The following is a 24927-nucleotide window of genomic DNA, read 5'->3' as shown; positions in this document are numbered from 1 at the left end:
CGGACCGACAGGCCACCGCCGCCACGCCGGTGACCGTGCACTATCCCCACCTCCTCACCCCTCCCCAACTCACCCAACGGAGCACCACATGAGCACCACCGTGCTGGCGGACCGCGACATCGTTGCCGACTTCATGGCCGTCCTGGCCCGCCACCATCACGTCCACAGCGCCCAGCCGCTGGGCGACGGCCGCTGGAAGGTCCGGCGGACCGTCGGCGGTCCGGTCGAGATCCTGAGCGGCGGTCAGACGGAAGAGCTGGTCATGGATCACTTGATCTCGGCGCTCGCCGCCCGTGGACTGGCCGGCGACGACGACTTCTGACTACCCGCTCTCCATCCGGCTCCGAGGATGTACCTGACTTCGGCCGCCGCCAACCGCCCCGGAATCCGGGTGCGTTGCCACCTACGGCGGAGCGAGCTATCCCCTTGGAGTGTCCTATCGGACACTCCAAGGGCTCGCCCCCGCCAAGGGGCGGGGGAATGCCGAGTGCCGTGGCCGAGCGGGGGCGCTCGACCACGACACTCGGTTCGCCGCAGCCAGGGGGCATCGGCGGGCAGGACAACCGACAGGAACAGTCCGAGATGACCGCCGCCGAGCCCGTCGCCGACGCCGCCGAGCTCGTCGCCGACGCCGCCGAGCCGACCGCAGAGCGCCGTCCGCGTCGCCGCTTCCACGAGCCGCAGCAGCGCCAGCGAATCCTGACGATCCGCGTGAGCAACGACGAGCAAGCCCTGATCCGCCGCGCCGCCGCCGATCGTGCCGAGACCGTCGCCCGCTTCGTCGCGAGCGCAGCGCTCACTGCCGCGACGCACCCCAACGCCACTCGCAACCCAGACGATCAGCTCGACCGTGCGATCGACGAACTCGCCTCCGCGCGCCGCCAGACCGCCCGCGTCGGCAACAACATCAACCAGATCGCACGGGAGCTGAACGCCGGCGGTCTCCCGCGCCCGGCCGATCTGGTCGCGGCGCTGACCGCGGTCCGCGGCGCCATCGCCACCGTCGACTCCACGGCAGCTGGACTCCTCAAGCAGCGGAAGAAGCACTGAACCCGAACATCACCCGCGGGGAGCGGACGTACGGTCTGCTGGCCTACCTCTACGGCCCCGGGCGTAAGGACGAGCACACCGACCCGCACCTCGTTGCCTCCTGGGACGGCTTCGCACCCGACCCGGGGCGCGATCCGAACGCCACGATCAAGCAGCTCCAGACGGCACTCGACCTGCGGGTCGACCAGCGCGGCTCCCGGCGCCGGTTGAAGAAGCCCGTGTGGCACTGCTCGGTCCGCACCGCCCCCGAAGACCGGCTGCTCAGTGACGAAGAGTGGGCGGTGGTGGCGCGCCGGGTCGTCGCCGCCACCGGTATCGCCGAGGACGGCGATCCCGACGGCTGCCGGTGGGTCGCCGTCCGCCACGCCGACGACCACATCCACATCGCCGCCACCATCGTGCGCGGCAACCTGCTCAAGGCGGACATCGAGTTCGACTTCCGCCGGGCCCAGGCCGAGTGCCGAAAGATCGAACGCGAGTGGGGGCTGCGCGAACTCAACTCCGGTGACGGCACGGCCGCGAAGGAGCCCACCAATCGTGAGAAGCACAAGGCCGCCCGCCTCGGCGAGGCGGACACGAGTCGGCAGCAGCTGCGCGACGCGGTCCGCCAGGCCCTGGCCGGCGCGGTGAGCGAAGCCGAGTTCTTCACCCGGCTGGAGACAGCAGGCGTGCTGGTCAACCGCAAGATCGGCCCGTCCGGCGACACCCTCGGCTACAGCGTCGCCGTCGTCGGAGAGCGCGACGCCACCGGCGAACCGGTGTGGTTCGGCGGGTACAAGCTTGCCCCCGACCTGACCCTGCCCAAGATCCGCCGCCGCCTCGCCGCTCCGGCCCCGGACCGTGGGGAGAATCCCGGTCCCGCGGCACAGGACGGTGGTGGCCGCACTCCGGCTGGCCGCCGGTCTCCGGCGGCCGCCGCCCGGCTCCGGGCGGCGGACACGGTCCTGGAGGCCATCGACCTGCTGGGGGGTGAGCCCGAGGACGTCGCTGGGGTGGTCGAGGCGACCGGGGAGGTGCTCGACGCCCTGGCGGCCACGGCCCTGCCCGCGCAGAGGACGGAGCTGCTCGCCGCGGCCCGGGCGTACGAGCGAGCCTCGCGCTCGCACGTGCGAGCCGCGAACGCCGACTCCCGTGTCGTGCGGGCCGCCGCGCGCGCGGTGCTGTCCGGCGGCTACACCACCAACCGGGGCCCGGACGCCACTGCCGCCGCCACCGTGCTGTCGGCGCTGATCCTGCTCGTGATCGCGACCAGCCGCTGGCACACCGAGCAGGGCCACCGCCAGCAGGCCGCCGCCGCCCGTGCTGCGGCCGACCGCCTGCGAGCGGCTTACCAGCAGGCCGCCGACCAGCCGCTGGCCGCCCTGCGCGAGCGCGGCCGCCAGCTCCCCGCCGCGGTGCGCGCACGCCACGAGCAGGCCGTACGCCGGGCGGTACCCGGTGAGGACGGTCAGCGGATGCTCGCCGAGCCGGAGTTCGACGCCCTGGCCGCCGCCCTCGCCGAGGCGGAGGCAGCCGGGCACGACCCCAACGCGCTGCTGGAGCGCGCCCGTTCATGGCGAGAGCTGGACACCGCGGGCTCGGTCACCGCCGTGCTGACCTGGCGAGTACGGCACATCGCGAAGCTGCCGCACCCCGCTGCGGGCAAGCCGGCCCGGATCACCAGCGCGACGGCCCCGGTCCCGCCCGCCACGACCGCTGCCGCTACGCGGCAGCGCCGCTGACCCGGCCGCCGACGGACGCCACCAGGGCTCCGTCGGCGGCCGAACCAACCCCACTTCGCCGCACCCACGCAGGAGACCGCCCTTGTCCCGCCCGACCGCCGCCGGCCACCAACGGCACCGAGCCACCAGCGCGGCCGACCGCGACTGGATGCTGCGCTGCTACACCCTGCGCGCCAGCGACTCGCTCGCCGCTGCCGTGGTCATGTACGCCGTGCCGCTGCTCGTCCTCACCCTCACCCACTCGCCGGGATGGGCCGGACTGGCCTTCCTACTGGAATGGCTGCCCCGCCTCGCCGCCATCGCGGGCGCCGGCCCCATCATCGACCGGTACAGCCCCCGCACCGCCGTCCTGGCCACGAGCCTGCTGCGCGGCTGCACCGCCCTCGCCACCCTGATCGGACTCGCCGTCGGAGCCGGGGCATGGCTGGTGCTCGTTTTCGGCGTGATCGCCGGCATGCTCGCCGAGGCCGCCTACCTCGCCAACGAATCCGTGGCCGCTGAAGCCAGCCGCCGGGCTGGCGAGCGCGCACACCGTGTCCAGGCCGTCCTCACCGGCACCGACCAGGCCGCCCTCCTGATCGGCCCGATGATCGGCGGCCTGCTGCTGCTCGCCGGACCGGCCCTGCTGCTGGTGGTCGTCGCGATCCTGTCAGCCGTCACCGCCACCGTCGCCGCGAGCGTCCGCAATCATCGCCCGCACTTGCACGTCGTCACCGACACCGTTGCCCGCCACCCGCTGGCCAGCCTCGCCACCGGCATGGGCACCCTGCGCCGTACCCCCGCGCTGGCCTGGCTGGTGGGAGCGCTGGCCTGCGTCAACCTGGCCAGCGGCCTGCTCCAGGTCTCCGCCCCCGTCACCGTCACCCGGATCCTGCACCACTCCAGCGCCGCCGTCGGCGCGGTGTGGAGCCTCGCCGCCGCCCTCTCTCTGGCCGCGGTCGCCGTCGCCCACCGCGCCATCGACCGCTTCGGCCTGTTCGGCGTCGGCACGGCCTCGGCCGCCGCCATGTGCACCGCCACCCTCGCCAGCGCCCTGGCACCCAACCTTCCTCTCTACGCCGCCGCGGTCGGGCTGCTGATGGCCGGCGAGGGCGCGGTGACCGTGGTCCTACGCACCGCCCGCGCCCGCCTCATCCCCGAGCGGGCCTTCGCCGCCACGCTCGCCACCACCGTCCTGTTCGTCCTCGCCCCGCTCCCGCTGGCCGGGCTCCTGGTCGCCCTGTGGCCCGCCGACCACCTGGCCCTGCTGGTCGCCGCGACCGGACTCGTCGTCTCGGCCGGCACCATCGCGTGCTTCCGTGGGCTTCGCGCCCACCGCGCCGCGTGGGAACACCCCCACGACACTGACCGGTCCCTGATGGCCGCTTGATCCGGAGGACACCGTGCCCGACGACCCGATCGCCTACATCGACCACGCCGACCTCACCGCCGAGGACTTCGCGACCTTCGAGTACCTGCGCGCCTACCTTCCCAACACCCACCCGCGCTGGGAGCTCGCGCTCGGCTCCAATTCCGTTACCACCGACGGCCAGTGGGCGAGTACCGAAGTTCTGTTCCGGCTCGCCGAGTCGCCCCCTGGGGCCGGGCGGTTCGCGCGCGTGTACTTCGACGAACACGGCAACGCCCTTCCGGACCGACCGGCAGACCCCGTCACCTCGCCACTCGCAGAGAGCCTGGCCGGCCACCTGCCCGGCTGGTCGGTCCGGCCCCTGCCGCTCCACCCGGGCCGCGACCTCGCCGACCTGCACGACCGGGCCTGGTCCTGGTCCTGGCCCGGCTTCACCAGCACCACCGCTCCGCACACCGCCATCGCCCTCACCGGCCCCGCCGGTGAGCGCCTGCTCGCGGTCCGGCCGGGCGCCGACACTCCGCTCCTCGTCGGCCCGGCCCGGCCCGACGACAGCCACCACCTCTTCGGCGGCGCACCGGAGCCGACCGCACCGGACCGCTTCGCGAAGGAGCTGGATACGGCCACGGTGGCGGCCGAGATCACCGGCACCGTCGCACCGCGCTACCAGCAGGCCCTCTGGCGGGCCCGCTCGGAAGCCACGGCCAACGCCGTCCAAGGCCTCCAGGACCTGAGCAACGCCCTGGTCGGGGAGCACTCCTGGTCGGACACCCGAGACCGAAGGGCCCAGATCTTCGAATCCGAGCACGACCGCAACCGCAGGGCCTGGTACCACGTCGAGGTACTCCTCGACACCGGGCAGCACGTCGTCGCCGGCATCCGATCCGCCACCCACGTCGAGGACCACCTGGACCCAGCCGTCGGACCCGACCTGCGACGCCTCGACATCGTCGAATACGCGCTCGCCCACCTCCAGGAGATCCGGGACGGCTGGCGTGACGCGAGAGCAGCCCTCGTCGGACCGCCCGAAAAAATCGAGCCCGTCCTGCGCCGTGCCGACGACCTGCGCAACCAGGAGGCCTGGCCCGTCGCCCAGCGGCTCGTGCAAGGCCTGCTGCCCGCACTGGCCGTGCACATCACGCCGAGGATCGGCACACCCGTCCCCGACCGGGACCAGCAGATGAAGGCCGCCCTCGCCCGCGCGAGCAACCTTCCCATCCAGCCCTCACCCGCCACTGAGGCCGCGACCGCAGCACCGCCACCAGGCCGGCACCGCCCCACCCGCTGACCACCCACTCGGCCGGTGCACACCGAGCCCGAACCGGGCCGACCGACCACACAACCGACCTGCCGGAGAGACATATCACCCACAGCACCAATGACGCCGACGACGAGATCACCCACGCCCTCAGCACCTGGTACGACACGATCGCCGACGCCCCCGACGACAGCCACCCCGCAGCCCACCCCTCCCGCACCCGGGCGTGGACCGCCGCCTGGGAGAAGCTCACCACCGAGCAGATCGATGCCCACCGCCACCTGCACATCACGGACTTCGGCGCCGGCATCACCGAGACGGTGCCGTACTTCCTCGTCCCCGCCCGCGGCTGCCCGTACTGGTCCAGCCAGGAAACCGACGCGGGCGTCGCACCGGTGTGGCTCGGCCCGGTCCTCTACTCCGGCAGCCCCCACGGCCAGTACGGCGGCGCCGGAGCCGCCACCGACACCAGCGCCCGCCTGGCCACGCTCGCAGGCCTCCACCTCGCCGACGAGTACGGTGCCCACGCCGTCGTCTACTCCGGGCTCACCGCCGACCAGGCCGACCGCCTCACCACCGCCGGACGTCACGAAGGCGCCGCCCGCGTCCTCAACCTGGCCACGGACGTCGCCCACGTGCGCGACCTGCCCACCTGCGCAGGCCTCGACCACTGGTGGGACGACACCCCCGCCGGCCACCGCCGCGACGCCCGCCGCCAGTGGCGCCGCGCCACCGAGGCCGGACTGACCCTCGACCCGCTCACCGGCCCCCGGATGCTGCCGCACCTGGAGGAGTTCACCGCGCTGGCCGTCGGCACCGCCGAGCGCCACGGCACCGCCCTCTACGGTCACGACATGTTCGAGCATCTCGCCCAGGTCCCCGGCGCCGTCCTGCTCGCCGCCCGCCACCAGGGGCGCCTCGTCGGCGGCATGTACGCCTTCCTCCACGACAGGTGCCTCTACCTGTGGGCCTCCGGCATCGACTACCAGCACCCCCTCGGCCGCCACGCCTACACCTGGCTGATGACCGAAGCCCCCCGCTGGGCCATCGAACACGGCGCCCGCCGCATCGACGCCGGACGCGCCAACTACCTGGCCAAGAAGCGCCTCGGCTACCGGCCGACGGTCCTGCGCACCGTCATCCACCTGCCCACTGAGGCTGCCACCACCGCCGACGCCCTGACCACCCTCTCCCGCCGACTCGGCGAACAGGCCCTGCGCCACCACCCCGACCTGCACTGGTGACACCCCCGCACGCTCACCCCCCCGGAAGGACCACCCCCTGACCAGCACCACCCCGACCCTCCTGCTCGTCTCCTCCGGCGACGAGCAGTACCGCCGCTACGCGCTGGAGCAGATCGCCGAGCACCACCGCGTCGTCCTCCTCGCCCAGCACGAGCCGACCTGGCAGCTGCCCTACATCGCCGACCACCGGGTCACCGACACCCGCGACCCGGACCAGGCGCTGGCCGCCGCCGAGCGCCTCGCCATCCGCCACCGCATCACCGGGGTGCTCACCTGGGACGAGTACGCCCAGCACAGCGCCGCCCGCCTCGCCGCTGCCTTCGGCACCTTCGGCAACTCCGAGACCACCGCCGCCACGTGCCGGAACAAGGCCGCCAGCCGCGCGGCCTTCGCCGCCGCCGGTGTCCCCTCCGCCGCCAGCATCCGCGTCGACTCCATCGACCAGGCCCTCGCCGCCGCCGAGCGCATCGGGTACCCCGTCGTCGTCAAGCCGACCGCCGCAGCCGGCAGCATCGGGGTGCGCCGAGCGGACGACTCCTCCGACCTCGCCGACGCCTACACCCAGGCCGCCACCCACGCCGACGACGGCTTCGGCGTCCTCGTCGAGGAGTACCTGGACGGGCCGGAGGTCTCGGTCGAGTGCGTCACCGTCCTCGGCGTGACCACGCCCGTCGCCGTGACCCGCAAGCGCCTCGGGCCCGCACCGCACTTCGAGGAGACCGGCCACAGCGTCGAAGCAGGAGACCCGCTCCTGACCCTGGTCGGGCCTGTCGCCGTGCAGGCCCTGGACGCCGTCGGCTTCGCCAACGGCGTCTCCCACGTCGAGATGCGGCTGACCGACGGCGGCAGCACCCCCCGCCTGATCGAGGTCAACGGGCGCCTGGCCGGAGACCTGATCCCCCACCTGGTCCGCGAGGCCACCGGCATCGACCTCCCGCTCGCCGCCGCCGACATCGCCCTCGGTCTGCAGCCCGACCTCGCCCCCACCAGGCGCCGGGCCGCCGCCATCCACATGGCCTACGCCCCCGCCACCGGCCGCCTCACCCGCGCCACGGCGAAGCCCGCGCTGCACGCCCAGCCGTGGCTGGAACGTCTGGTCTGGGAAAAGCAGACCGGTGACCACGTCGCCCTGCCGCCCGCCGGCGACCTCGGCACCGCCCGCGTCGCCCACCTCGTCGCACGCGACACCACCGCCGAGCGCTGCCTCCAGCACCTCGCCGACGCCGTCCGCCACCTCGACATCACCGTCAACTAACCCAACGAACAAGGCCCGGGGCCGGAACGCACTGCGTTCCGGCCCCGGGCCTTCGTGGTAGCGGGGACAGGATTTGAACCTGCGACCTCTGGGTTATGAGCCCAGCGAGCTACCGAGCTGCTCCACCCCGCGTCGGCGACAGTGACTCTACGGCAGCTACGACGTGGGGCGAAATCAGCGGACGGACACGTTGTACGTGCAGACGGAACTGGGGTGTCCCGCATGCTACTTCCAACTCCCCGGAGCGCCCGGTGCAGGCAGTTGGCTCGTGAAGGTGAGCGTGCCGTCGAAGGCCGCCGCGATCCATGCCGCCCAGGTGTGACCGAGCCGACATCGGTAAAACAGACAATTTGGAACAAGATTCTCTTTGCGGGATGTTCTATCCCGTACATCACGAGAGTTGGGGGCTCCTTGACCATGTCTGACCGCAGCGACGACCTGCCTGGCTTCACCCACTTCCGCTTCGGCCAGGAGCCGCAGCCAGCCGAGCCAGTCCCGAGCACCCTGGCTGTCCCGCACCCCGGCCCCCTGAGCCCTCGCGGCATGCTCATCGCCTGCGCTCAGTGCCAGGCGACCCGCGACTGGCTCCTCATCCACGTCCACCCCGACCTCGTTTTCGTCCGCTGCCGTTGCGCACACGAGTGGCGCGAGACGGACCTCGAGGTTGGCGATGTCGCCGGCGCCTGGGACGACTCCTTCGAGGAACGCGAGTGGGACTCGTTCGAGGAGATGTACCGCGGCCTCGGATTCGACGGCCTCTTCCGTGGGGCGTACTTCCAGTAACGAGCGGTATTGCATCCGATGCAACATTCATCGGATGCCGCGAAGGGTCTCGACCTGGGCTTCATCAAGGGAGCCGATCGAACCCGGCCCCCTTGATTCCCCTTCCAGGCGGGGAGGAGCATCCAACGCAACGATGTTGCGTTGGATTCAACGTGAACCGAGTGCTCGATCTGCCCGGTGCGTCCCATCTGGTGTTGGCGTCCGGGGCCAATCGGTGCGGTGCTCGGGCCCGGAACACACCGGGGTCATGGGCGGAGAGCATCGTCGAGGTACGCCTGCACCGGCGGGAAGAACCCCTGTGGCACGTACTTCGGCAGTGCGCCGTGCTCGACCCACGCCACCTCGGCGATCTCCTCGGGCGTAATCACCTCGGCGACACCGGCCACTACCTGGCACGCCACGTAGAACAGGTACCGGCCGGTGTCCGGATGGCACCGTTCTCCGAGCAGTCCGGAGAAGGCGACGTCGAGCCCCGTCTCCTCCCGGGTCTCGCGGGCAGCGGCAGCGTGTGGTGTCTCCCCGTGTTGCAGCTTTCCGGCGGGAAGTTGCCACAGGAGTGTGCCCTCGCGGTTGCGGCGGCGCACCAGCAGCACGCGGTGGTCCTGAACGACCACCGCGGCGGCGATGTGAGGCCCTTCCGGTGCCTGCGCCGAGTTGGCGCCGACGGCGGGGATCGGTTGGCCGGTGCCGGTCATGATGTGCTCGTCGGGCCGCCTGGTCGGCGCCTTGAGACGCAGCTCGGAGGGGAGTGGCGGGAGACCTGCGAGCCCGGTGGCGAGCCCGGTGTCGTCCAGTCCGGCCAGCGGTTCCAGCTCGATCGCCTTGGCTAGGATCTGCCGCAGCTCGCCTTCGATCGCCCCGAGGTCCAGTTCCTGGCCTGCCACCGTGACCCGCCACGACGCCGCATCAATGCGTTGTGCCGGCGGCGGCGGGAAGGTGGAACCGATCCCCTGCTCCCACTCAGCCGCGGTCGGCCGGGGGTGGTGGACGACCCACTCGTCCAGGTGCTCGTCGAAGTGCTCGGCGGCGTCGCGCACCTTGCGGTCAAGTACCGCAGCGTCGTTAGGCACCTCAAGCAGACCGCACAGGTACTTGCCGCGCTGCCCACGCCAGGCCCGCCCCTCCTTCGTCTGCCCTGGGAGCGGCCTGCCGATGATCGGCTTGAGCATCTTGGAGACCTTCGCGGTGTACATCAGGAAGGACTCCAGCAGCATCCACGCCTTCGGGTCGGGCGGAACCTGGCCGGTGAGGTTGGCCGCTTCACCCAAGGTGGCCAGGGCGTACCGGACGTCCCGGGCCAGCCAGGTCAGGTAGACCCGACGGGTCCAATCGCCCTTGATTGCATCGGTGTTCACGACCGACCATCCTGCCCTGGAACGCAGTCCAGCTCACGTCCTTTTGCCCGCAGCGACGTCCGAGACGTCGTCTACTCCACCGTGAGCAGGGCGAGGAGAAAGGACGGGGCCAGCCGCCGCATCGCCTCGCGGCCGTCGTCGTCGGTGTCCGCGAGCGTGGTGTTGAAGGCGTCGGCCATGAGGATCAGCTGCACGGCGGTGGCGGCCTGCTCCGCTGGCGTAGGGTTCGGCTCGGACAGCCCGGTCAGCAGGAAGGTCCGGCTGGCCCCGAAGATCATGCCCATCGCCCACTGCTCGGTGGCCTCTGCCGGTTGGCCGGCGGACAGCTCGGCCTCGACGGCCGCGCAGCTGGTTTCTGCCCAGGGCGGGATTTCCCCTGCTGCTGTCCAGGCTGCTTGCAGCCGCTCGATCGGGGTTGCCCGGGCCACGGTGTAGAGGTGGTTGGCGATGCTGTCGGCAGGTAGGCCCGGGAGCTGGTGTTGCGGTGGGGCTGCCAGGGCCGCCAGCGGGTCGCGGGGGTCGGTCTCCAGCAGGTGGGCGGCCCACTGCGGGGTGCCGTCCGCGACAGTGCTGCGGGCTGCCCGGGCGAGCGTAGCGGGGGACATCTCGCTGGGGCCGGCCATGGCTGTGATCGCCGAGAGGAACAGGAAGTCGGTCCTGTCCAGTGGGTCGGCCTCGGTTGCTCCCGGATCAAGTTCGGTGGCGAACTGCCACCCTGGGGCGAGGTTCGGCCTTGCCCGGACCTGCCGATCGATCGCCTGGACGCGGCGCTGCACTGCGGTAAGGCGGCGCTCCTGGGTGCCGGCCAGGTCAGCTGCGCCGTCGTACACCCACTCCTGGAGATCACCGTCCACGGGCATGGGACCGAAGCCACGGCGCAGCTGCTTGGCCAGGTCCTCGGCCGGGCGGGCGAAGGCGTGGCGAACGGTCTCCTCGGGCACGGGCAGGCCCGCGCCGAAGGCCCTCAGCGCGAGGTGGCTGCGGTCCGCGCCCTGGCGGCGGTTCTGGGCGAGCCAAACCACCAACGCGACCAACTGCTCGTCCGCCGTCGAGGAGCTGCCACCCGAGGGGCGGCCGGGGTAGTACCGGTGGTGAGGAGGGAGCAGCGGGTTCGGACGGCTACGCCAGCGTTCGAGATGGCGCGCCGACACCTCGGCGCCGTGCTGTGCCGCGAGGTCGATCAACCGTCGGTCGGCGGGGCTGGGGGAAGTTCTGGCCATGAGGCGAACGTAGTGCCGCCGCGTGGGCTCTGGCCGGGCTGTGGCGAACACCAAGTGGACGGCCTCTGCCCGGTGTAGTGTCCACCCGCCGTAGAACCCCCCGAGGTTCCCCCGGTTTGGGCTGGACGCCACTTGCTTCGATGAAGACACGAGGCCGGAGCAACCGGCCGGTGGCGCCAACGCGCGCGGGAGGGGCAGGAGATGGCAATGGACTCGATCGGCGCGGGGCAGGTCCGTGGCGCGGAGGGGGAGTGCCGTAGGACGGCTGGAGTCCGATGGCGGCGGTACCTGCGGATGGCCGGCATCAGTGCGCTGAGAGGCGCGTCGTCAGCGGCGGGGGCGGCGGCCGTCAGCGGTGCGCTGTGGTGGCTGGGGCATCGGTGACGGACCGCGTAGGCGCCCGGATGTTCCCGTTGCCGGGCGTTCTCGGCGCCCGGCTCTGATCAGCGAGGGGAGGGCCATCAGACCAGGCCACAGCGACTGCGGGCCCGCATGGGTCTTCGTGCCCGGTAGGGCGCCGCTCAGCAGGTTCCGTAGCGGACAGTGCGGTTGACGGCGTTGACCGCTTCGACCTGCCCGGCGCGCTCCAGACGGGCCAGGCTGAGCCGGACCGGGCCGGGCTGGCGGCCGAGGCGGCGTGCCAGATTGTCGGCGCTGCACGGCAGGGGGGAGGCGCGCAGCAGGGCGAGGACATCGGCGTCAGTCAGGTCGTCCCAGGATCTGGCGGCGCCGAGCGTGAAGATGGTGAAGGAGCCGCAGACAACGAGGGAGCCTCTGTCGACGGCGTGGTGGGCGAGGGCGTTGTAGGCGCCGAGTGCGCCGAACCCGCTGGTGCCGGTGATTCCGGTGACCAGCAGGCCTCGAACGAACAGCTTGAGGCGGCGGTTGTTCTGGGGGCGGATGGTGGGCTTCACGGGCTGCTGGCTCCCGGGCGAGGGGCAAGAGGGGCGACGGGACCGGAGTGGTGATCAGCTGGACTTGTCGCGCTGGCGGGTGATGCGGCCCGTGGCGAAGGCGATGGTCGTCGCACGCTGAAGCCGCTGGAGCTTGACCTGGAGGACGATCTGCTGAAGACAGGTCAAAAGCAGGGTTAGGGTGAGCAGGGTCGCGTGGAGGCCCACGCAGACCGTGGCGGTGAAGGCAGTGGTGACGGCCCCGGCGATGGCAAGGTACTGCGCGTCCGCGAGGTTCTTGGTGATGTCGGATTCGCTGGTGCTGCTGTCGGCGGTGATGACGAGGCCCTTCGAGGTCAGCGGGTGGTGCGGGTGTACATGGCGGTCAGCAGATCGAGGACCAGCTCGACCGGTGCGTGACGGTCGAAGGCCGCCTTCCAGCCGGGGTCGTGGGCGGTGCCGGTGACCGCGATCGTCCAGGTGTCCGCGGTCGGGTCGTCGGGCGCGTAGCCGAGGTAGACGCGTGTGTCGGGGGACGCGGCGTGGATGGTGCCGCGCGGGTCGATGACCCAGCTCCACTTGTGGAGGGCCAGGAAGTCGCTGATCAGGTAGGGGCTGCCCTCGCCGGTCAGCCATTTCCGGTGCTCGATGCGACCGCCCGGCGCGAGGCCGGGGACGGTGGGTGCAGTGACGGCGACGGTCATGATGATCGCCTTCCTTGTCGAAGGCGTCCATGGTTCCTTGCCGATGGCCGATATGCGTAGTTTGTGGTGTCTGCCGGAGGCGAACAAGGGGCGCTGCGGGACGAGCGACCCCCAGGCCGAGCGGGGCTCGGTGTCCTGTCTAGGTTGTGCCAGCGGGGGAGGCACGGCGGAGGGTTGCCGGCCTGGCTGGGGAAGGGGACCGTGGAGCGGTTGCCCTCGGTCCGGGCCGGGAGTTCGGCGAATCTGGCGGCGAGGTCTGCCACACCGAGCCCAACGCCTCGGCCGACGTCTTAGCGTGTTTTGCGGATGGCTTCGGTGGCGGCCTTGGCGATGGCGGCGGGAGCACTGGAGGGCCGGGGCAGGTGGAGCAGGGTGGTCCCCGGCAGGTGGCGGGATTCTGCGGTGAGGGTGAGCTGGAGCACGGCGCAGCCGGCGGCGGTGAGGCGTTTGATGCGGGTGACGGCTTGAGCGGTTTCGTTGCCGGTGTAGTGGGCGTCGGTGACGATCACGAGGAGGCGGCCGGTGCCGGGGCGGCTGAGGTCGAGGCCGTGGTCGAGTGCGTCGATGGCGTCGCCGAGGTTGTGGTTGCCGCCGTTGGCATCGAACGTCGTCACGCGGTCTGGGGCCTGGTGGGTGGGCCGGGTCAGTGCGGTCAGGTTCATGTCGTAGGCGATGGTGGCGGTGCGGGAGTCGGGGTCGGTCAGGGCCGCTGCGCGGGCCACGATCCAGGCAGCGGATGCGACGGGTTTGCAGGCGGCACTCATGGAGCCGGAGACGTCGACGGCGATGCCCACGCGCAGTGGTGGGGTGGGGGAGTTGCGGCGGCGGGTCTGGGTGAACGGCTCTGCGGTGGGTATCGATCCGGCAGCGCGCTGGGCGTCGCGGGCGAGGGCCCGGCCCATGTTGAGGCGGCCAGGCGGGGTGGGGCTGGTGGTCCGCTCCTCGGTGCGTTCGCGGTAGGCGGCGGCGCGAAGGGCGCGGCTCAGGCGCGCGGCGGCGGTCTGCTCGGCGGCGGTGGGCTTGCGGGTGCCGGTGATCGGGTTGCCGTAGGGCACCGGTGTGCCGTCGGGGCTGACGGTGGTGCCGCGGGAATTGAAGACGGACCGGGCGGTGGCGGCGGCCTGGCGTCGCCGGTCGGCCTGCTGGGCGCGGTCCTTGGCCTGCGCCTTGGCCTGCGCGGCCACGGCGTTGGTCGCGGCGACTTGTGCCGCGAGGTCGGCGGCGTCGTTGGCGTCCATGCTGTCCATGACGACCACCACGGCGCCGGACAGCAGATCGGTGAGGTCCTCCGGCACGGGCAGGGCGGGGGCAGCGGTGTCGAGAGCGTCGCACCACTCCCGGGCGTGCGCGAGCATGGTGGCGGCGTCGTGGTCGGCACACCGATGGGCTGCGTTCCAGATGCGGGTGAGGGTGGCCAGTAGGTCGGCGCCCAGGACCTGTTCGCACAGGTCGGCGACGGCCCGGGTCTCGCCGGCGTCCAGGATGCCGGCGTCCCGGCGGCCGAGGATCAGGGCCGCCACGCTGGCGGCATGCTCGGCGCCCTGGAGAGTGGGGTTGGCGATGTCGGGCATGACCAGGGTCCGGGCGCTGGTACGCAGGTACGTGCGGTCGGTCGGCCGCCTGATCAGGTGGGCGCCTTCGGCACGGCTCTCCTCCAGCAGGAGTGCGGCCTCGACGACGCGGGGGTCCGCACCGGCCGGCTGCCGCCATACGGAGTGGGCCGCGTGGGCGGCCTCGTGGACGAGAACGCCCCAGGCGGCGGGATAGCGCTCCTCGTCGCCCACGATCCGCGGATGGACCTCGTGCGGCTGGAGGGGGGCGAACAGGCCGGAGTCGAACTCGATCTCTGCCAGGCCGGGGTAGAACGCGGCGGGTGCGCCGCTGCGGGTGCCGGGGCGGCAGGTGACGAGCAGATCCTGGCGGCCGGACAGGGCGACCAGCCGATCGCCGAGCTCGGCTCCCACGCGCAGCCACGCGGCCGGGGAGGGCTGGGGTCGTGCGGGTGGGGCGCCGTCGTTGTCCCAGCGCGCCAGGTCGGTGTCGTCGTCGGGCGTGGTGGCGGAGGGCTGTACGTGGTGGTGGGTACTCATCGTGAGGGCCTCTGGTGCGAGGGCCCGGTGCTGGTCGGGGGCTGCTGGGCGGCTGCGGTCGCGGCGGAGAGCTGTCGGCCGAGGGTGAGGGGCGCGACCGATGTGACGCCCGCGACTTTGCTGACGGCGGTGGCGACGGCGTCGCGGTCCTCGATGGGTGCGATGCCGACCAGGTTTGCGAGCGCCGCCTTGGTGCCGAGGACGGCCTCGGTTTTCTGGTAGCTGAGCAGTTCCCGCAGCTGCGGTGCCCAGCCAAGTTCACCGAGTTCGACCTGGCGGGCGAGGTTTCGGGCAACCCGGACCACTCGGGCATCGATCCGCAGGGCCAGGGCGAGGTCGTAGTCCGTGCCGACCTGGATCTGCACGCTGAATCGGGACGACAGCGCCTCCGTCAGCACGGCGCCGTGCACGCCGGGATTGTGGCCCGCCACCACGTAGAAGCCCGGCTCGGCCTTGATCGTCTCGCCCTGGTGGGCCTTGACCTGGATCTGGCGCCGCCCGTCCATCGCCGGGTACAACGCCGCCAGAACCTTCGGCGAGATTAGGCTCGCGTCGTCGATCAGGAGGGCGCGGCCCTCGGTCATCGCGGTGACCAACGGGCCGTACCCGAAGACGTAGGCTCCTGCGTCGTCCTGCGTGTACTCGCCGATCAGGTCGCCGACCGTGGTGTCGCCGTCGCCGGCGACGGTGAGCAGGTCAGGGAACGCGGCCTCCACCAGCGAGGTCTTGCCGGTGCCAGGGGGGCCGTAGAGCAGCACCGGCACGTCGGCGTCGCGTAGACGATTCAGAGCCTCGACGTCGGGCAGGTCGGCCAGCTCCCGGGGGTGGTAGAGCTGGCCTCCCGCGCGGCGGATCGGGCCGCCCTGCTTGGGCGTGTTCGCTGCGGGAGCGGTCGTGCGGGCCGTGGCCGCTTGGGCCCGGGGAGAGTGGGTTCCCGGTGGACTGATCACCGCGGTCTGCGCGGCTGTGGCGGTTTTCCCGTTCGCGTGGAACTGCGGCTGTCCGGTGCCGAGCTGGTCGGCCTCGCCGCGCCGCACCAGGGTGAGGGCGGCGTTGCGGACGGCACCGTGGGAGTGGCCCAGCCGCCGGGCCATGTCCCCGATGGTGAGCATGTCCGCCGGCTGGTCGACCAGCAGTTGGGCCACCTTGGCCCGAAGTTCGCCGCCCTTGGTGCGTGCTGGAGTGCCGGGCGGTCCGGGTGTGGTCAAGGCGAGGATCCTTCAACGGGTGTGCGTGCGGGCGGGGTTGGCAATGTGCTGGAAGTCGGGCCGCTCTCGGAGCGGATCACGGACTGTGCCGACGTCGGCGACCGGCCCGGCAGGGGGCGCACCGGACCGTCCGCTCTCGCAGGCTGGAAACACCGGTGTTCCCGGCAGGGGCGTACCGTCGGCGCTCAGGGGCCGGCCGAGGGCTCGGTCCAGGCACATAGGGTGGCTGGCGGCGAGCAGCTCGCTGGCTGCCGAGCAGGTCCGTGCGTCTGGTCCGTGCTGGTTTCCGTCGCTGGGCAGGCGCAGCCAGGAGCCTCTTCGAAGCCGGCCTGGAGCAGGATCCGCCGGGCAGCGGCGTTGTAGCCGGTGGTGGTGATCTCGCCGGTGCTGGTGTGCCGGATCGTCATGAACGGCTGGGCGCTGCGCTCTGCTGGCGCCCCCGCCTCGTGGACGGGCGAGGGCCCCGGGACGACGAAAGTGTGGGCCGCCGACAGGGATTCGAGCGCCTCCATGCGGCGGTCGTGCAGGTCCTCGTCAATCCTGGCCAGGGCGTGCATCAGCGTGTACGCGGGGACGGAGTCCGGGTCGGGGTGAGTCTCGTCGAGGTCGGGGTCGACCGCGGTACGGGCACGGGCGATAAGCCGCTCGGCGGCGTGGAGCAGGCCGCCGTCCTGCAGGAGGCGTTCCAGGAGTTGGTCGAGCTGATCGGTGTCGGCGGTGGTGAGGCGGTCAGCGAGTTCGTGCAGTGTCGCTGCGCTGGCCTTGACGTTGGCGACGGAGTCGAGAGGATGCGAGATCAGGATTTCTCCGTGTTGTTCGGTTCGGGGGGTTGGAGGGGCTTGCGCGGCCGGTGCCAGCCGTGTTCCGGGTGCGGGACTCGGCGGTGGGGGGCCGTCCCCAGACGACACGGAGCTGGTGTCCTACCAGGTGGAGGGCACGCTCCCGGTTCGGCGTGGGGGACGTGATCGGTCTCCACTGGGACAAGGTGGTGGTCACCGCTGTCCGCACGATCTATGGGCGTGACGAGACCACCGGCCGACCGGTGGTGCACACATCGGTCGACGTTGAGGCCCAGTCGTCAGGTTCTGAGAGCGCCAACGCCGCACTGGGGGACTCCCGTCAGCCGTGAGCCCCAGAATCGCCGTGATCAACGAACGAATCGCAGTCCATCCGCCTCAACGACCACGGCGAACCGCGTGCCAGGGCTTGTGACTCCGCAACCTTCACCGAGACCGGACACTCGGCCTGGGGCACAACACGACGTCGTTGATGTGAGGTTGTGGGCCGTGGCAGTTACCGGGAGATGGTGTGGCGCTCCATGCCGGGGGAGGCCGCTCGCGCTGGGGCGGTGGTTCCTGCGGGCTGCGCCGAGCGGATGAGGGCGCTTCCCGCGTGCGCGGCCAGGGCACGGCTGTTGCCGCGGATCGGGGCTACCGGCTTGGCGGTGGCCCGCGCGGGCAGGGTACGCAGGTCGGCGCCGTAGCGGCGGACGGGGTTCGGGTTGACGACGGCGCCGTACAGGGAGGACACGAGGCGGGTCGGCGTCGCCGAGGACGCGGTGATCCACCAGCGCTCGTCGTCGGTGCCTCCGGTGATCACCCATCGGGCCTTGGTGCCGGCCAGTTCGGCCTCCGCGTCCAGGTCGCCCGGGAGGTGGTGGGCCTCGGCATACCCGTCGGGCGACTGCCACGGGAGGTGGGAGAGCCGTTCGTCCTTGACAGCGTGCCAGCCCGCCGCGACGAGGGTCTCGTCGAGGGCGATCGGGTAGGTGTCGGCCAGGTAGTGCTCGGGGCCTTCTGCGTGGGCGGCGACGAGGTCGGTGGCGAAGTCGGCGACGATCTCGGCGGGGGTGTTGTGATCCATGGTGACGAGCCAGTCCGGAGCGCCGTGGAAGGGGTCCGCGGAGGCCACGACCTTCCACAGAGGTCCGGGGGCTTCGGGGAGGAAGCCAAACCGTATTCGCAGGTCCGGTGAGGCCGCGTACACGTTGGCCGCCGAGTCGTCGCCCATGAGCCAGCGGGCATTGGCGAGTCGGCCGAGCGCGGTGTCTGGCAGGCCGGTGCCGGGGGCGAGGTAGCGGGGGGAGACGAAGTACTCGCGCCAGGCGTTTCCTCTGTGGTGGGGGGAGTTGTTATCGGGCGAGGACGAGATCAGGGAGTTCTCCGGGGCGAGCGCGGGGGCGTGGTGGTGTCGGGCCGTTCGGTCGAGGCTTGGGCCGGCGCGGACAAGCCGGAGGTGGTTCGGGCCGTCGCGGCATCCTGCGGGCGGAACGTCTGGTCGGGCCCGGGGTGTTGGCGGCGGTAGGTGTCCACCAGGACCGGGGCGTGGTCGGCCCACTCGTTCATCTCGTGCCAGATGTCGGCGGCGATCTCCTCGGCCAGTGGGTGGTCGAGGTCGTGGGCCAGCGCGATCAGGTCGTCGATGCGCCGGAAGCTCGAGTGGTAGGCGGTGCTGAGCGCGCGTCTGCTGTGGACGACCTTCGGGTCGGGCGGGTCTGCTTCGACCGCCATACCGACCCGGAGCAGGAAGCCGGCCGCGTACGGGAGGATCGCCTTGTAGTGCTGCCAGGCGGCCAGGTCGCGGGCGACGATGCCGTGGTCCCACCCCTCGGTGTCCACGATGTTGCCGTCGGCGTCGCAGAACCCGTCGTTGATGGCGTCCCAGTCGTCGGCAGCCCGCCGGATGCCGCGGGCCGCGGCATCGACGACGGCGATGTACTCGGAGACGGAGTGGATGGTCGGGTCCTCTCGGGTCATCGGGTTTGGCGTCGGGGGGAGGGCTGGCCGGCCTCTCCGGTCGGTTTCACCGCCGGCGGCTTCGATGGTGCGGCGGTGGTGCGCGTTGCAGCGGCGATCTTGTGTGCGGGCGCGGGCGCGGGCGCGGGCGCGGGGCGATCGTGGCGCAGGGTGTGGAATACCTCCTTGAAGTCGGCTGGGCCGCCGGCGAGATAGGGCGGTGCGATGGCCACCAGACTGGAGCGGGGATCGGAAGTCATCGGGCGGGTCTTCGGTTCTGAGAAGCGATGCTGTCGCGCGCGGTGCCGGGCATCGGAGAGGGCGTGGGGCTGCCAACCGGACGAGGACCTGCGCGGCGGGGGAAGCTTGCGGGCAAGGCGTTCGTGCAAGGGGGAGTTCAGTGCACCGGGGCGACGCGCGAGGTGCTGGCCGACGGTGGTGGTGCCGAAGGCCGGACAGGGCTGGCCAGCAATGGGGCGGCCGAGCGTAGGCGGGCGGCCGAGGGCCTGGGGACGGGTGAAGGCTCAGCGAGGCGGGCTGCGGTCTGCCGCAGCAGGTGGTACTGCTCGGAGCGGGGAAGAGCGGACAGGCTCCGCAGGTGCCGTGGGGCTTCGGGATCGAGGAGGGAGCCGGTGCCGAGCCCTGCGGTGAAGAGCAGCGCCTGCGCGGTCGCGACCTGGACCAATGACGCCCTGTCGTAGCCGGAGACGTACTCGGCGGCGCCGGGGAGGACTTCCGCCAGGCCTCGCGTGTCGTCGTCCAGGCCGTACTCGGTGACGGCGAGCACAGCGCGCACGGAGTCGCGCAGCGCGGCGGGGTTGCTGTCCGAGTACGACCAGGGGCCGCCCCAGGGCAGGTCGGTATCCGGGGAGAAGTCGGGCAGTGCGCCGCGCAGCGCCGTGTCGTAGCGGGGTAGGAGTCGCCCGGTCACGGCTGCGGCGGCGCGGACCGGATCGGGGGCCACGGTGATGCCGTGCGGGGCGAGGTGCTCGACGTCGTCCGTCGTACGGCCGAACACCGCCGGGAGGAGAGGGGCGACGATGTACTGTCCGATGTGCGGGAAGGGGCGGGGAAGGACGAGCAGCTCGCGGCCGGCCGGACCGCGCAGTACCCCGGCGCTTGAGTACACGAACTCGCCCAGCGCCCAGTCGGCGTGGGCGAGATCCCAGAGCCTCTCATGGAGTGCGTTACGGGCAGCCGTGGTTGGCAGATCCATGATGTCGGCGGCCCAATCGCCTGGCAGGCGAGGCGCGAGCGCCTGGGTGAAGGCGGCCAACGCGCGGGCACGTTCGGTGTGTTGTGCTTCGACTGCCCTGCTGGAGTCAGTGCTGCTCATCGGCGACTCCTGGACGAGCCGGTGGTTCCCGGCCGCGAGGCGGCCGCGACAGGGGCCTGCTGCAGTCGTACGGGGCGGGTGAATCGCAGGCCGGCGGCGGATCGCCGGTTCAGGGTGGCTGTACTGCCGGGGGCGCGGAGGAAGGGGCGGGCCTGGCCTACATCCTGTGCCCAGCCGTGGCGGAGCATGGGCGTGGTGATGGTGGCGCGGTCGCCGGGACCGGCCAGGTGGACGGCTTGGAGGTGGATGTGCGATGTCGCGGTCAAGGGTGCCCTGGGTGAGGTGGTCGGGGGCGGGATCAGCGGGAGCGGGGCCGGCCTGCGGGCGGCGGTTGAGCTGACCTCGGGGCGAGGCGCGGTGCGCCGGTGGCCGGGATGGTGCTCTGGCGGGCGGCGGCGGCGCGGGCGCTCGGCGAGATGACGGGCGGCAGCGGAACGCTGGTGTCTCGGGTCCACGCGTACGCGGCGTCCAAGCCGGCGAAGCCGCCCTCGCGTACGGTGTACGTGTCGTCGTCGACCTGCCGCCGGCTGTGGAAGGCCCGCACCGGTGCCTCGGCAGAGGACGGCGCGGTGTCCTCGGCGACGACCCAGACGTCGTACGGCTCGCTTCCGTCGGTGTAGCTGTTGCGAACGTTGAACCGGTCACCGGAGCAGCGCAGGAACTCCTCTATCCGCCGGGTGAGTTGGTCGGCAGGGTCGAGGGGTGCGGCAGATTGGGTGAACTGCTTGGGGTCGGCGCCCCGGGCGATGAGCCAGCGTTCGGCGAGCGGCACCAGCGCCTCAGTCTCCATGGCGGCCCGGACGGTTCCGGCGGCCTCGTCGCGTTCCAGGTGGATGGCGACGACGTCGGGTGTGCCGGGGACGTCGTAGATCGCGGACCTGTCGACGGCGATCACGTAGCTGGTGCGCAGCCGGGAGGAGGGATCGGCCCGGTGCTGCGCGGCGAGGAACAGGTACTCACTCTCACGGACGGCGAGCTTCGAGAGAACCTCGTCGCTCTCCTCGTCGGCGGGCTCCAAGTCGTAGATGTCGAAGCCGAGGACGGAGCTGGTGGTGGGGGCGATGGGGGCTCCTGGGTCAACGGTGTCGAGCTGCGGATCGGCTGGTGGGCGTGGCGGAGGCGGCTGCTGGGGCGGGGCTCACCGTGCTGGTTCGGGTGCTGCGCGCTGTGGCGGCGGCGCGGCGGGCCGCCGTCGGGGTAGCGGGGGCGGTCGCCCGCGTTGCCTGGGTGGCCAGCCAGGAACGGGCGTCGGCGGCGTCGCCGGTGTGGTGCAGACGCACGGTGTAGGTGCCGGAACGCTGGTCGCGCGTGATGACGGCGGCGATGTGGCGGCCTTCGACCGAGCCCAGGATGGTGCTGGTCCGCAGACTGTGGGCGTGTTCCACCGCGAAGTCGGCACCACTGTGGTGCAGGACTCGGGCGCCGACGGCGTCGTCCGCGGTGGCGGGGTCCAACCCGACAAGGCCGAAGTCGACACTGCCCGGCGGGGTGGAAGCGGTCACCGGCGCGGGGCCTGGTGCGGGGCCGATGCGCCCTGGACGGACGCGACGGAGCTGCCTTCGGTGTCAGGCGTAGCGGCACTGGTGACGCGGGAGCGGGCGGCCACGGCCCGGGCCGTGGCCGGTGTTCCCGAGAGGCGCTTGGTTGCCTCCTGGTAGAGGTAAGTGGCCTCGGCGAGGTGCTCGGTGGCGAGGTCGAACCTGGCACCGGCGGTTTCGAGGTCCGTTCCGCGCGATCGAAGGGTTCCGAAGTGCCGGACCTCCCGGTGATCGCCGGCACGGATCGGGCTGAGAAGTCCGATGACCTCGGCGGCGGATCGTCGTAGCTCCTGGTCGAGGCCGTCGAGCCGTTCGGCCTGACGGGAGACCAGCGTCGCCAGCGTCCGCAGTTCTCCCGGCTCCGGGTGCATGCGGAGCAAGTCCTCGGGTTCGGCGCCGAGGCGCGCCAGGACGGTGAGCCGGCCCGCGAAGGCGGGGGCGCCGTCGACCAGCTTGGCCGGGGCCGGGCCGGTGGTGGGGCCGCCCTTGCTCATCGTGTCCGCCCCGTGGGCTGTGCCGAGTGCACGCGGGCCGCTGCCGAGGGGGTTGTGTGCTTGGCGGGTGCTGCTGCTCGGTTGGGGGCCGTGGAGCCGGACTGGGCGGCGTGCACGCGGCGTCCGAGCGGGGTGAGGCGGAGCTGGTACCCGGCGCGAGGTCCCGCGTTCTTCTCCTGTACAACGAGGCGTCGGCTGATCAGCGAGTTCACCAGGGAGTCCGCCGTGGCCGGGTGGATGTGGGGAGCGTCGGTCGAGACCGTCCGGATGGTGCGGCTGCCGTGCCTGGAGAGCGTGATCTGGCCGCGGGCGACCGCGTCGAGGGCCCGTCGCTGGGCATCGGTGAGGTCAGTCACCGGCTCAGCCGAGGGGCTGGGGGTGGAGGCGAGGACCAGGTACAGGTCGGTGGCGGCGTCCAGCCGTTCGAGCAGTTCGCCGCGGCGCAGGGCGAGCGCGTCCAGGGACTGGGCGGTGGATCCCAGGAGCCCGTTGGCCTGCGCCAACGTCTCGTCGCGGCCTTCGATGACCAGCTCCATGTCGTCCCGGATCGAGCGGGCGAGGCTCATCAGGCGTTCCTGGACGTGGTCCAGGCGCCTGGTGACGGTGCGGATCTCATCGCTGACCCGGCCGAGTGCGGTGTCCTCGCTCTCCCGCCAGCCGGCCAGGTCACCGAGCCGCTCGACGCCGAGCTTGCGCAGTGCCATGGCGGTGCCGACGCGGGTCGAGGGAGCGCTGGGCGGCTGGGTCACGAGCGGCCAGTGCGGTTGGTGGCGACGGCGGCGAGTCCGACCTCGACGGCCTCGGCCAGGGTGTCCACCAGCGGGGCGCCCACTGCGGCCAGGCGCTCCGGGCAGTGCAGGCCGCCGGTGTGCAGCACCGGGACGGCGCCCACAGCGCGGGCGGCCACGGCGTCGTCGGCGCTGTCGCCGATCACGATGACGTCGGCCGGGTCGATGTCGGGGCCGAGGGCGGCGAGGTGGGCAGCGAGCGCCGGCGCCTTGGTGGAGACGGAGGGACCGATGCGGCCGTCGATCCGGTCCATTAGCTGGCGGATGCCGACATGCTGCACTTCGTGGAGCAGCCGCTCGTGCGGGGCGAGGGAGAGCAGGGACTGGCCGATGCCGCGGGCGCGCAGGCCCAGCATCAGCTGGCGGACGCCCGAGCGGAGCTTGATCGGGCGCTGGTCGAGCACGGCGAGGAAGGCGGCGTCGTTGCTGGCCCACTCCTCGTCGGAGATCACACGGCCCAGGAGATGGTCGTAGAACGAGCGGATCGGAACCCGGTGCTGGGAGCGGTAGGTGTCCACGCTGACCGGCTTGCCGCCGAGGGCGGGAAGAGTGCTGTTGAGGGCCGCGACGTGGTCGCCGAGATCGTCACGGACGGTCCCGTTCCAGTCCCAGACGATGCGGACACGGGCGGCGGCGTTGGTGCTGGCGGTCAAGCGCTTGTCTCCTGAGAGGTGGTGGGGTTGGTGCTGAGAAGGTCGGTGCGGAGGAGGACGGCCGCGGCCAGGACGGCGGCGAACACCGCTACGGTGGCGATGGGTGCGGTGCCGTGTGCGGCGAGACGGCCGGCGACGGCGGTCCCGATGGCCTGGCCGACGCCTATCACCGCGACCAGCCAGGCCGCGGCCTCGGTGGCGGTGCCCTTGCGGGCCAGGCGGTCGCAGAGCAGGAACGCGCAGGCGAGCAGCGGGGAGAGGTAGAGGCCGGGTGCGACGCTGAAGGCGACGGCCGCCAGCGGAACGGTGGCGAACACCATCGGCGTGAACGACAGTGCGTACCCACCGGCCGCCGTGAGCAGCTGGCGCTGAGGCGAGAACGGCCAGGGGGAGCGGGTGTAGGCGATCCCGCCGGCCAGACTGCCGACGGACAGCGCCGCGGGCAGCAGCCCGGTCAGCCAGCTGGCCCCGGTTCGGTCGGCGAGGGCGACCGCCAGGACATTGAAGGCGCCGAGGTTGACGCCGAGGCAGAGCATCGCGGCGAGCAGGACCAGCAGGCCGCGCGAGCGCAGAGGTCCGCTCCAGTGGACCTCGCGTCGCTCGGCGGGCGGCCAGCTGGCCGGCGGTCGGGTGGCGACGATGCCCGTGCCGAAGACGCCGATGACACCGCATGTCCACAACGCGACGGCGGGAGAAAGGAGTTCACACGTTGCGCTTGCGGCCAGGGGCCCCGCGACGAAGACGATCTCCTGGCTGATGCTGTCCAGGGTGAAGGCCACCCGCTGCTCGGCCGGATCGGGCACGAGGCGCGGCCACAGCGCGCGAAGTCCGGCCTCCAGCGGCGGCGTTGCGGCCCCGGCGAGTACGGCGAGAGCGCCGGCGGAGACCGGCCGAGCGGCCAGGTCGACCACGGCGAGCAGGCTGAACGCCACGAACGCCACGCTCGCCGCGACGGCCGAGACCGGTCCCAGCAGTGTGCGGTCGACGAGACGGCCGAGCAGGGGCTGGCCGATGGCGCCCGCCAGCCCGTAGAGGGCTGCGAGGACGGCCCCGAGCAGGACCGGTCCGCCGGCCGCGCGTACGGCGAGCAGCAGCGCAAGGGGCGCCATCGCGGTGGGCAGCCGGCCGATGAGGGTGCCGGCGAGCAGCGCGGGCACGTGGGGGCGGGCGAGGACGTCCCGCGTGGTGGGGCGGTGGCGGGAGCTGGAAGCGGGGTGCATGCGGGCGGCGGGGTCTCCTGGTGGTACGGGTGGC

Annotated in this window: 25 protein-coding genes and 1 tRNA gene; 8 read left to right on the top strand and 18 right to left on the bottom strand. The window is 72.2% G+C overall.

The genetic code is table 11. The features are described from left to right. Positions 1-88 precede the first annotated feature (88 nt). From ACYP53_RS26660 to ACYP53_RS26635, 6 genes are all read left to right on the top strand, one after another. A complete protein-coding gene (locus ACYP53_RS26660) occupies positions 89-322 on the top strand; it encodes a hypothetical protein (RefSeq protein ID WP_459649259.1) in 234 nt (77 codons plus the stop codon). Between the two features lie 260 nt (positions 323-582). Continuing rightward, positions 583-1050, top strand: coding sequence for a plasmid mobilization relaxosome protein MobC (mobC, locus tag ACYP53_RS26655; protein WP_459649258.1), 468 nt, complete (start codon positions 583-585; stop codon positions 1048-1050). Between the two features lie 206 nt (positions 1051-1256). Then, entirely contained in the window at positions 1257-2771 is a 1515-nt protein-coding gene (locus ACYP53_RS26650; RefSeq protein WP_459649257.1) for a relaxase/mobilization nuclease domain-containing protein, read from the top strand. 82 nt (positions 2772-2853) lie between these two features. Next, entirely contained in the window at positions 2854-4140 is a 1287-nt protein-coding gene (locus ACYP53_RS26645) for an MFS transporter (protein ID WP_459649256.1), read from the top strand. A 13-nt stretch (positions 4141-4153) separates the two neighbouring features. Next, positions 4154-5407 (top strand): hypothetical protein, encoded by a 1254-nt coding sequence (locus ACYP53_RS26640; RefSeq protein ID WP_459649255.1) that lies wholly within the window; start codon positions 4154-4156, stop codon positions 5405-5407. A 290-nt stretch (positions 5408-5697) separates the two neighbouring features. Continuing rightward, positions 5698-6621, top strand: coding sequence for a GNAT family N-acetyltransferase (locus tag ACYP53_RS26635; RefSeq protein ID WP_459649254.1), 924 nt, complete (start codon positions 5698-5700; stop codon positions 6619-6621). Between the two features lie 13 nt (positions 6622-6634). Here ACYP53_RS26635 and ACYP53_RS26630 read toward each other — a convergent pair whose 3' ends face one another. Further along, positions 6635-6874, bottom strand: a complete 240-nt coding sequence (locus tag ACYP53_RS26630; protein WP_459649253.1) for a hypothetical protein — start codon at positions 6872-6874, stop codon at positions 6635-6637. A 12-nt stretch (positions 6875-6886) separates the two neighbouring features. On the opposite strand from ACYP53_RS26630, the gene ACYP53_RS26625 reads away from it, so the two are divergent. Next, positions 6887-7876 (top strand): ATP-binding protein, encoded by a 990-nt coding sequence (locus tag ACYP53_RS26625; RefSeq protein ID WP_459649252.1) that lies wholly within the window; start codon positions 6887-6889, stop codon positions 7874-7876. A gap of 55 nt (positions 7877-7931) precedes the next feature. Here the strand turns inward: ACYP53_RS26625 and ACYP53_RS26620 are convergent. Continuing rightward, positions 7932-8008: transfer RNA gene (locus ACYP53_RS26620), tRNA-Met, on the bottom strand. Between the two features lie 285 nt (positions 8009-8293). Here ACYP53_RS26620 and ACYP53_RS26615 point away from each other — a divergent pair. Beyond that, the gene (locus tag ACYP53_RS26615; protein WP_459649251.1) at positions 8294-8659 is read left to right on the top strand and encodes a hypothetical protein; all 366 of its coding nucleotides are present in this window, start codon (positions 8294-8296) and stop codon (positions 8657-8659) included. A gap of 245 nt (positions 8660-8904) precedes the next feature. Here ACYP53_RS26615 and ACYP53_RS26610 read toward each other — a convergent pair whose 3' ends face one another. The 16 genes from ACYP53_RS26610 to ACYP53_RS26535 all read right to left on the bottom strand — a co-directional run bounded on the left by ACYP53_RS26610 (position 8905) and on the right by ACYP53_RS26535 (position 24893). Beyond that, complete coding sequence (locus ACYP53_RS26610) at positions 8905-10014, bottom strand: NUDIX hydrolase (RefSeq protein ID WP_459649250.1); 1110 nt, start codon at positions 10012-10014, stop codon at positions 8905-8907. Positions 10015-10085: 71 nt separating this feature from the next. After that, positions 10086-11234 carry a hypothetical protein gene (locus ACYP53_RS26605; RefSeq protein ID WP_459649249.1) on the bottom strand — a complete coding sequence of 383 codons (1149 nt, stop codon included), beginning with the start codon at positions 11232-11234 and terminating at the stop codon, positions 10086-10088. A 521-nt stretch (positions 11235-11755) separates the two neighbouring features. After that, entirely contained in the window at positions 11756-12148 is a 393-nt protein-coding gene (locus tag ACYP53_RS26600) for a DprA-like winged helix domain-containing protein (protein ID WP_459649248.1), read from the bottom strand. Positions 12149-12483: 335 nt separating this feature from the next. After that, a complete protein-coding gene (locus tag ACYP53_RS26595; protein WP_449788953.1) occupies positions 12484-12831 on the bottom strand; it encodes an SPDY domain-containing protein in 348 nt (115 codons plus the stop codon). A gap of 290 nt (positions 12832-13121) precedes the next feature. Then, a complete protein-coding gene (locus tag ACYP53_RS26590; protein ID WP_459649247.1) occupies positions 13122-14921 on the bottom strand; it encodes a vWA domain-containing protein in 1800 nt (599 codons plus the stop codon). Next, the gene (locus tag ACYP53_RS26585) at positions 14918-16066 is read right to left on the bottom strand and encodes an AAA family ATPase (RefSeq protein ID WP_459649837.1); all 1149 of its coding nucleotides are present in this window, start codon (positions 16064-16066) and stop codon (positions 14918-14920) included. Before ACYP53_RS26585 ends, ACYP53_RS26590 begins: the two co-directional genes overlap by 4 nt. 248 nt (positions 16067-16314) lie before the next feature. Continuing rightward, on the bottom strand, positions 16315-16536 hold the full coding sequence (locus tag ACYP53_RS26580; protein ID WP_459649836.1) for a hypothetical protein: 222 nt from the start codon (positions 16534-16536) through the stop codon (positions 16315-16317). Positions 16537-17422: 886 nt separating this feature from the next. Next, the gene (locus ACYP53_RS26575; protein ID WP_459649246.1) at positions 17423-18139 is read right to left on the bottom strand and encodes an SPDY domain-containing protein; all 717 of its coding nucleotides are present in this window, start codon (positions 18137-18139) and stop codon (positions 17423-17425) included. A 140-nt stretch (positions 18140-18279) separates the two neighbouring features. After that, positions 18280-18885 carry a hypothetical protein gene (locus tag ACYP53_RS26570; protein WP_459649245.1) on the bottom strand — a complete coding sequence of 202 codons (606 nt, stop codon included), beginning with the start codon at positions 18883-18885 and terminating at the stop codon, positions 18280-18282. Between the two features lie 376 nt (positions 18886-19261). Beyond that, the gene (locus tag ACYP53_RS26565; protein WP_459649244.1) at positions 19262-20200 is read right to left on the bottom strand and encodes a hypothetical protein; all 939 of its coding nucleotides are present in this window, start codon (positions 20198-20200) and stop codon (positions 19262-19264) included. 298 nt (positions 20201-20498) lie between these two features. Then, a complete protein-coding gene (locus ACYP53_RS26560; protein ID WP_459649243.1) occupies positions 20499-21218 on the bottom strand; it encodes a hypothetical protein in 720 nt (239 codons plus the stop codon). A gap of 58 nt (positions 21219-21276) precedes the next feature. Continuing rightward, positions 21277-21702 (bottom strand): hypothetical protein, encoded by a 426-nt coding sequence (locus tag ACYP53_RS26555; RefSeq protein WP_459649242.1) that lies wholly within the window; start codon positions 21700-21702, stop codon positions 21277-21279. Further along, positions 21699-22232 (bottom strand): hypothetical protein, encoded by a 534-nt coding sequence (locus tag ACYP53_RS26550; RefSeq protein WP_459649241.1) that lies wholly within the window; start codon positions 22230-22232, stop codon positions 21699-21701. Before ACYP53_RS26550 ends, ACYP53_RS26555 begins: the two co-directional genes overlap by 4 nt. Continuing rightward, positions 22229-22981, bottom strand: a complete 753-nt coding sequence (locus ACYP53_RS26545) for a hypothetical protein (RefSeq protein ID WP_459649240.1) — start codon at positions 22979-22981, stop codon at positions 22229-22231. The genes ACYP53_RS26550 and ACYP53_RS26545 overlap by 4 nt, the downstream gene beginning before the upstream one ends. Beyond that, on the bottom strand, positions 22978-23673 hold the full coding sequence (locus ACYP53_RS26540) for an HAD family hydrolase (protein WP_459649239.1): 696 nt from the start codon (positions 23671-23673) through the stop codon (positions 22978-22980). Before ACYP53_RS26540 ends, ACYP53_RS26545 begins: the two co-directional genes overlap by 4 nt. Continuing rightward, a complete protein-coding gene (locus ACYP53_RS26535; protein ID WP_459649238.1) occupies positions 23670-24893 on the bottom strand; it encodes an MFS transporter in 1224 nt (407 codons plus the stop codon). Before ACYP53_RS26535 ends, ACYP53_RS26540 begins: the two co-directional genes overlap by 4 nt. Between the last annotated feature and the right edge of the window lie 34 nt (positions 24894-24927).

This window comes from Kitasatospora sp. Ki12 (assembly GCF_054601375.1).
The sequence above is the reverse complement of the archived record's forward strand: the minus strand, read 5'-3'. Positions and strand labels throughout refer to the sequence as shown.

What these genes read in the sequence shown, in the direction of transcription:
- ACYP53_RS26660 (WP_459649259.1), top strand. Translation starts at nt 89, where the DNA reads ATGAGCACCACCGTGCTGGCGGACCGCGACATCGTTGCCGACTTCATG.
- mobC (WP_459649258.1), top strand. Translation starts at nt 583, where the DNA reads ATGACCGCCGCCGAGCCCGTCGCCGACGCCGCCGAGCTCGTCGCCGAC.
- ACYP53_RS26615 (WP_459649251.1), top strand. Translation starts at nt 8,294, where the DNA reads ATGTCTGACCGCAGCGACGACCTGCCTGGCTTCACCCACTTCCGCTTC.
- ACYP53_RS26605 (WP_459649249.1), bottom strand. Translation starts at nt 11,234, where the DNA reads ATGGCCAGAACTTCCCCCAGCCCCGCCGACCGACGGTTGATCGACCTC.
- ACYP53_RS26595 (WP_449788953.1), bottom strand. Translation starts at nt 12,831, where the DNA reads ATGACCGTCGCCGTCACTGCACCCACCGTCCCCGGCCTCGCGCCGGGC.
- ACYP53_RS26590 (WP_459649247.1), bottom strand. Translation starts at nt 14,921, where the DNA reads ATGAGTACCCACCACCACGTACAGCCCTCCGCCACCACGCCCGACGAC.
- ACYP53_RS26580 (WP_459649836.1), bottom strand. Translation starts at nt 16,536, where the DNA reads ATGACGATCCGGCACACCAGCACCGGCGAGATCACCACCACCGGCTAC.
- ACYP53_RS26575 (WP_459649246.1), bottom strand. Translation starts at nt 18,139, where the DNA reads ATGGGCGACGACTCGGCGGCCAACGTGTACGCGGCCTCACCGGACCTG.
- ACYP53_RS26570 (WP_459649245.1), bottom strand. Translation starts at nt 18,885, where the DNA reads ATGACCCGAGAGGACCCGACCATCCACTCCGTCTCCGAGTACATCGCC.
- ACYP53_RS26565 (WP_459649244.1), bottom strand. Translation starts at nt 20,200, where the DNA reads ATGAGCAGCACTGACTCCAGCAGGGCAGTCGAAGCACAACACACCGAA.
- ACYP53_RS26550 (WP_459649241.1), bottom strand. Translation starts at nt 22,232, where the DNA reads ATGAGCAAGGGCGGCCCCACCACCGGCCCGGCCCCGGCCAAGCTGGTC.
- ACYP53_RS26535 (WP_459649238.1), bottom strand. Translation starts at nt 24,893, where the DNA reads ATGCACCCCGCTTCCAGCTCCCGCCACCGCCCCACCACGCGGGACGTC.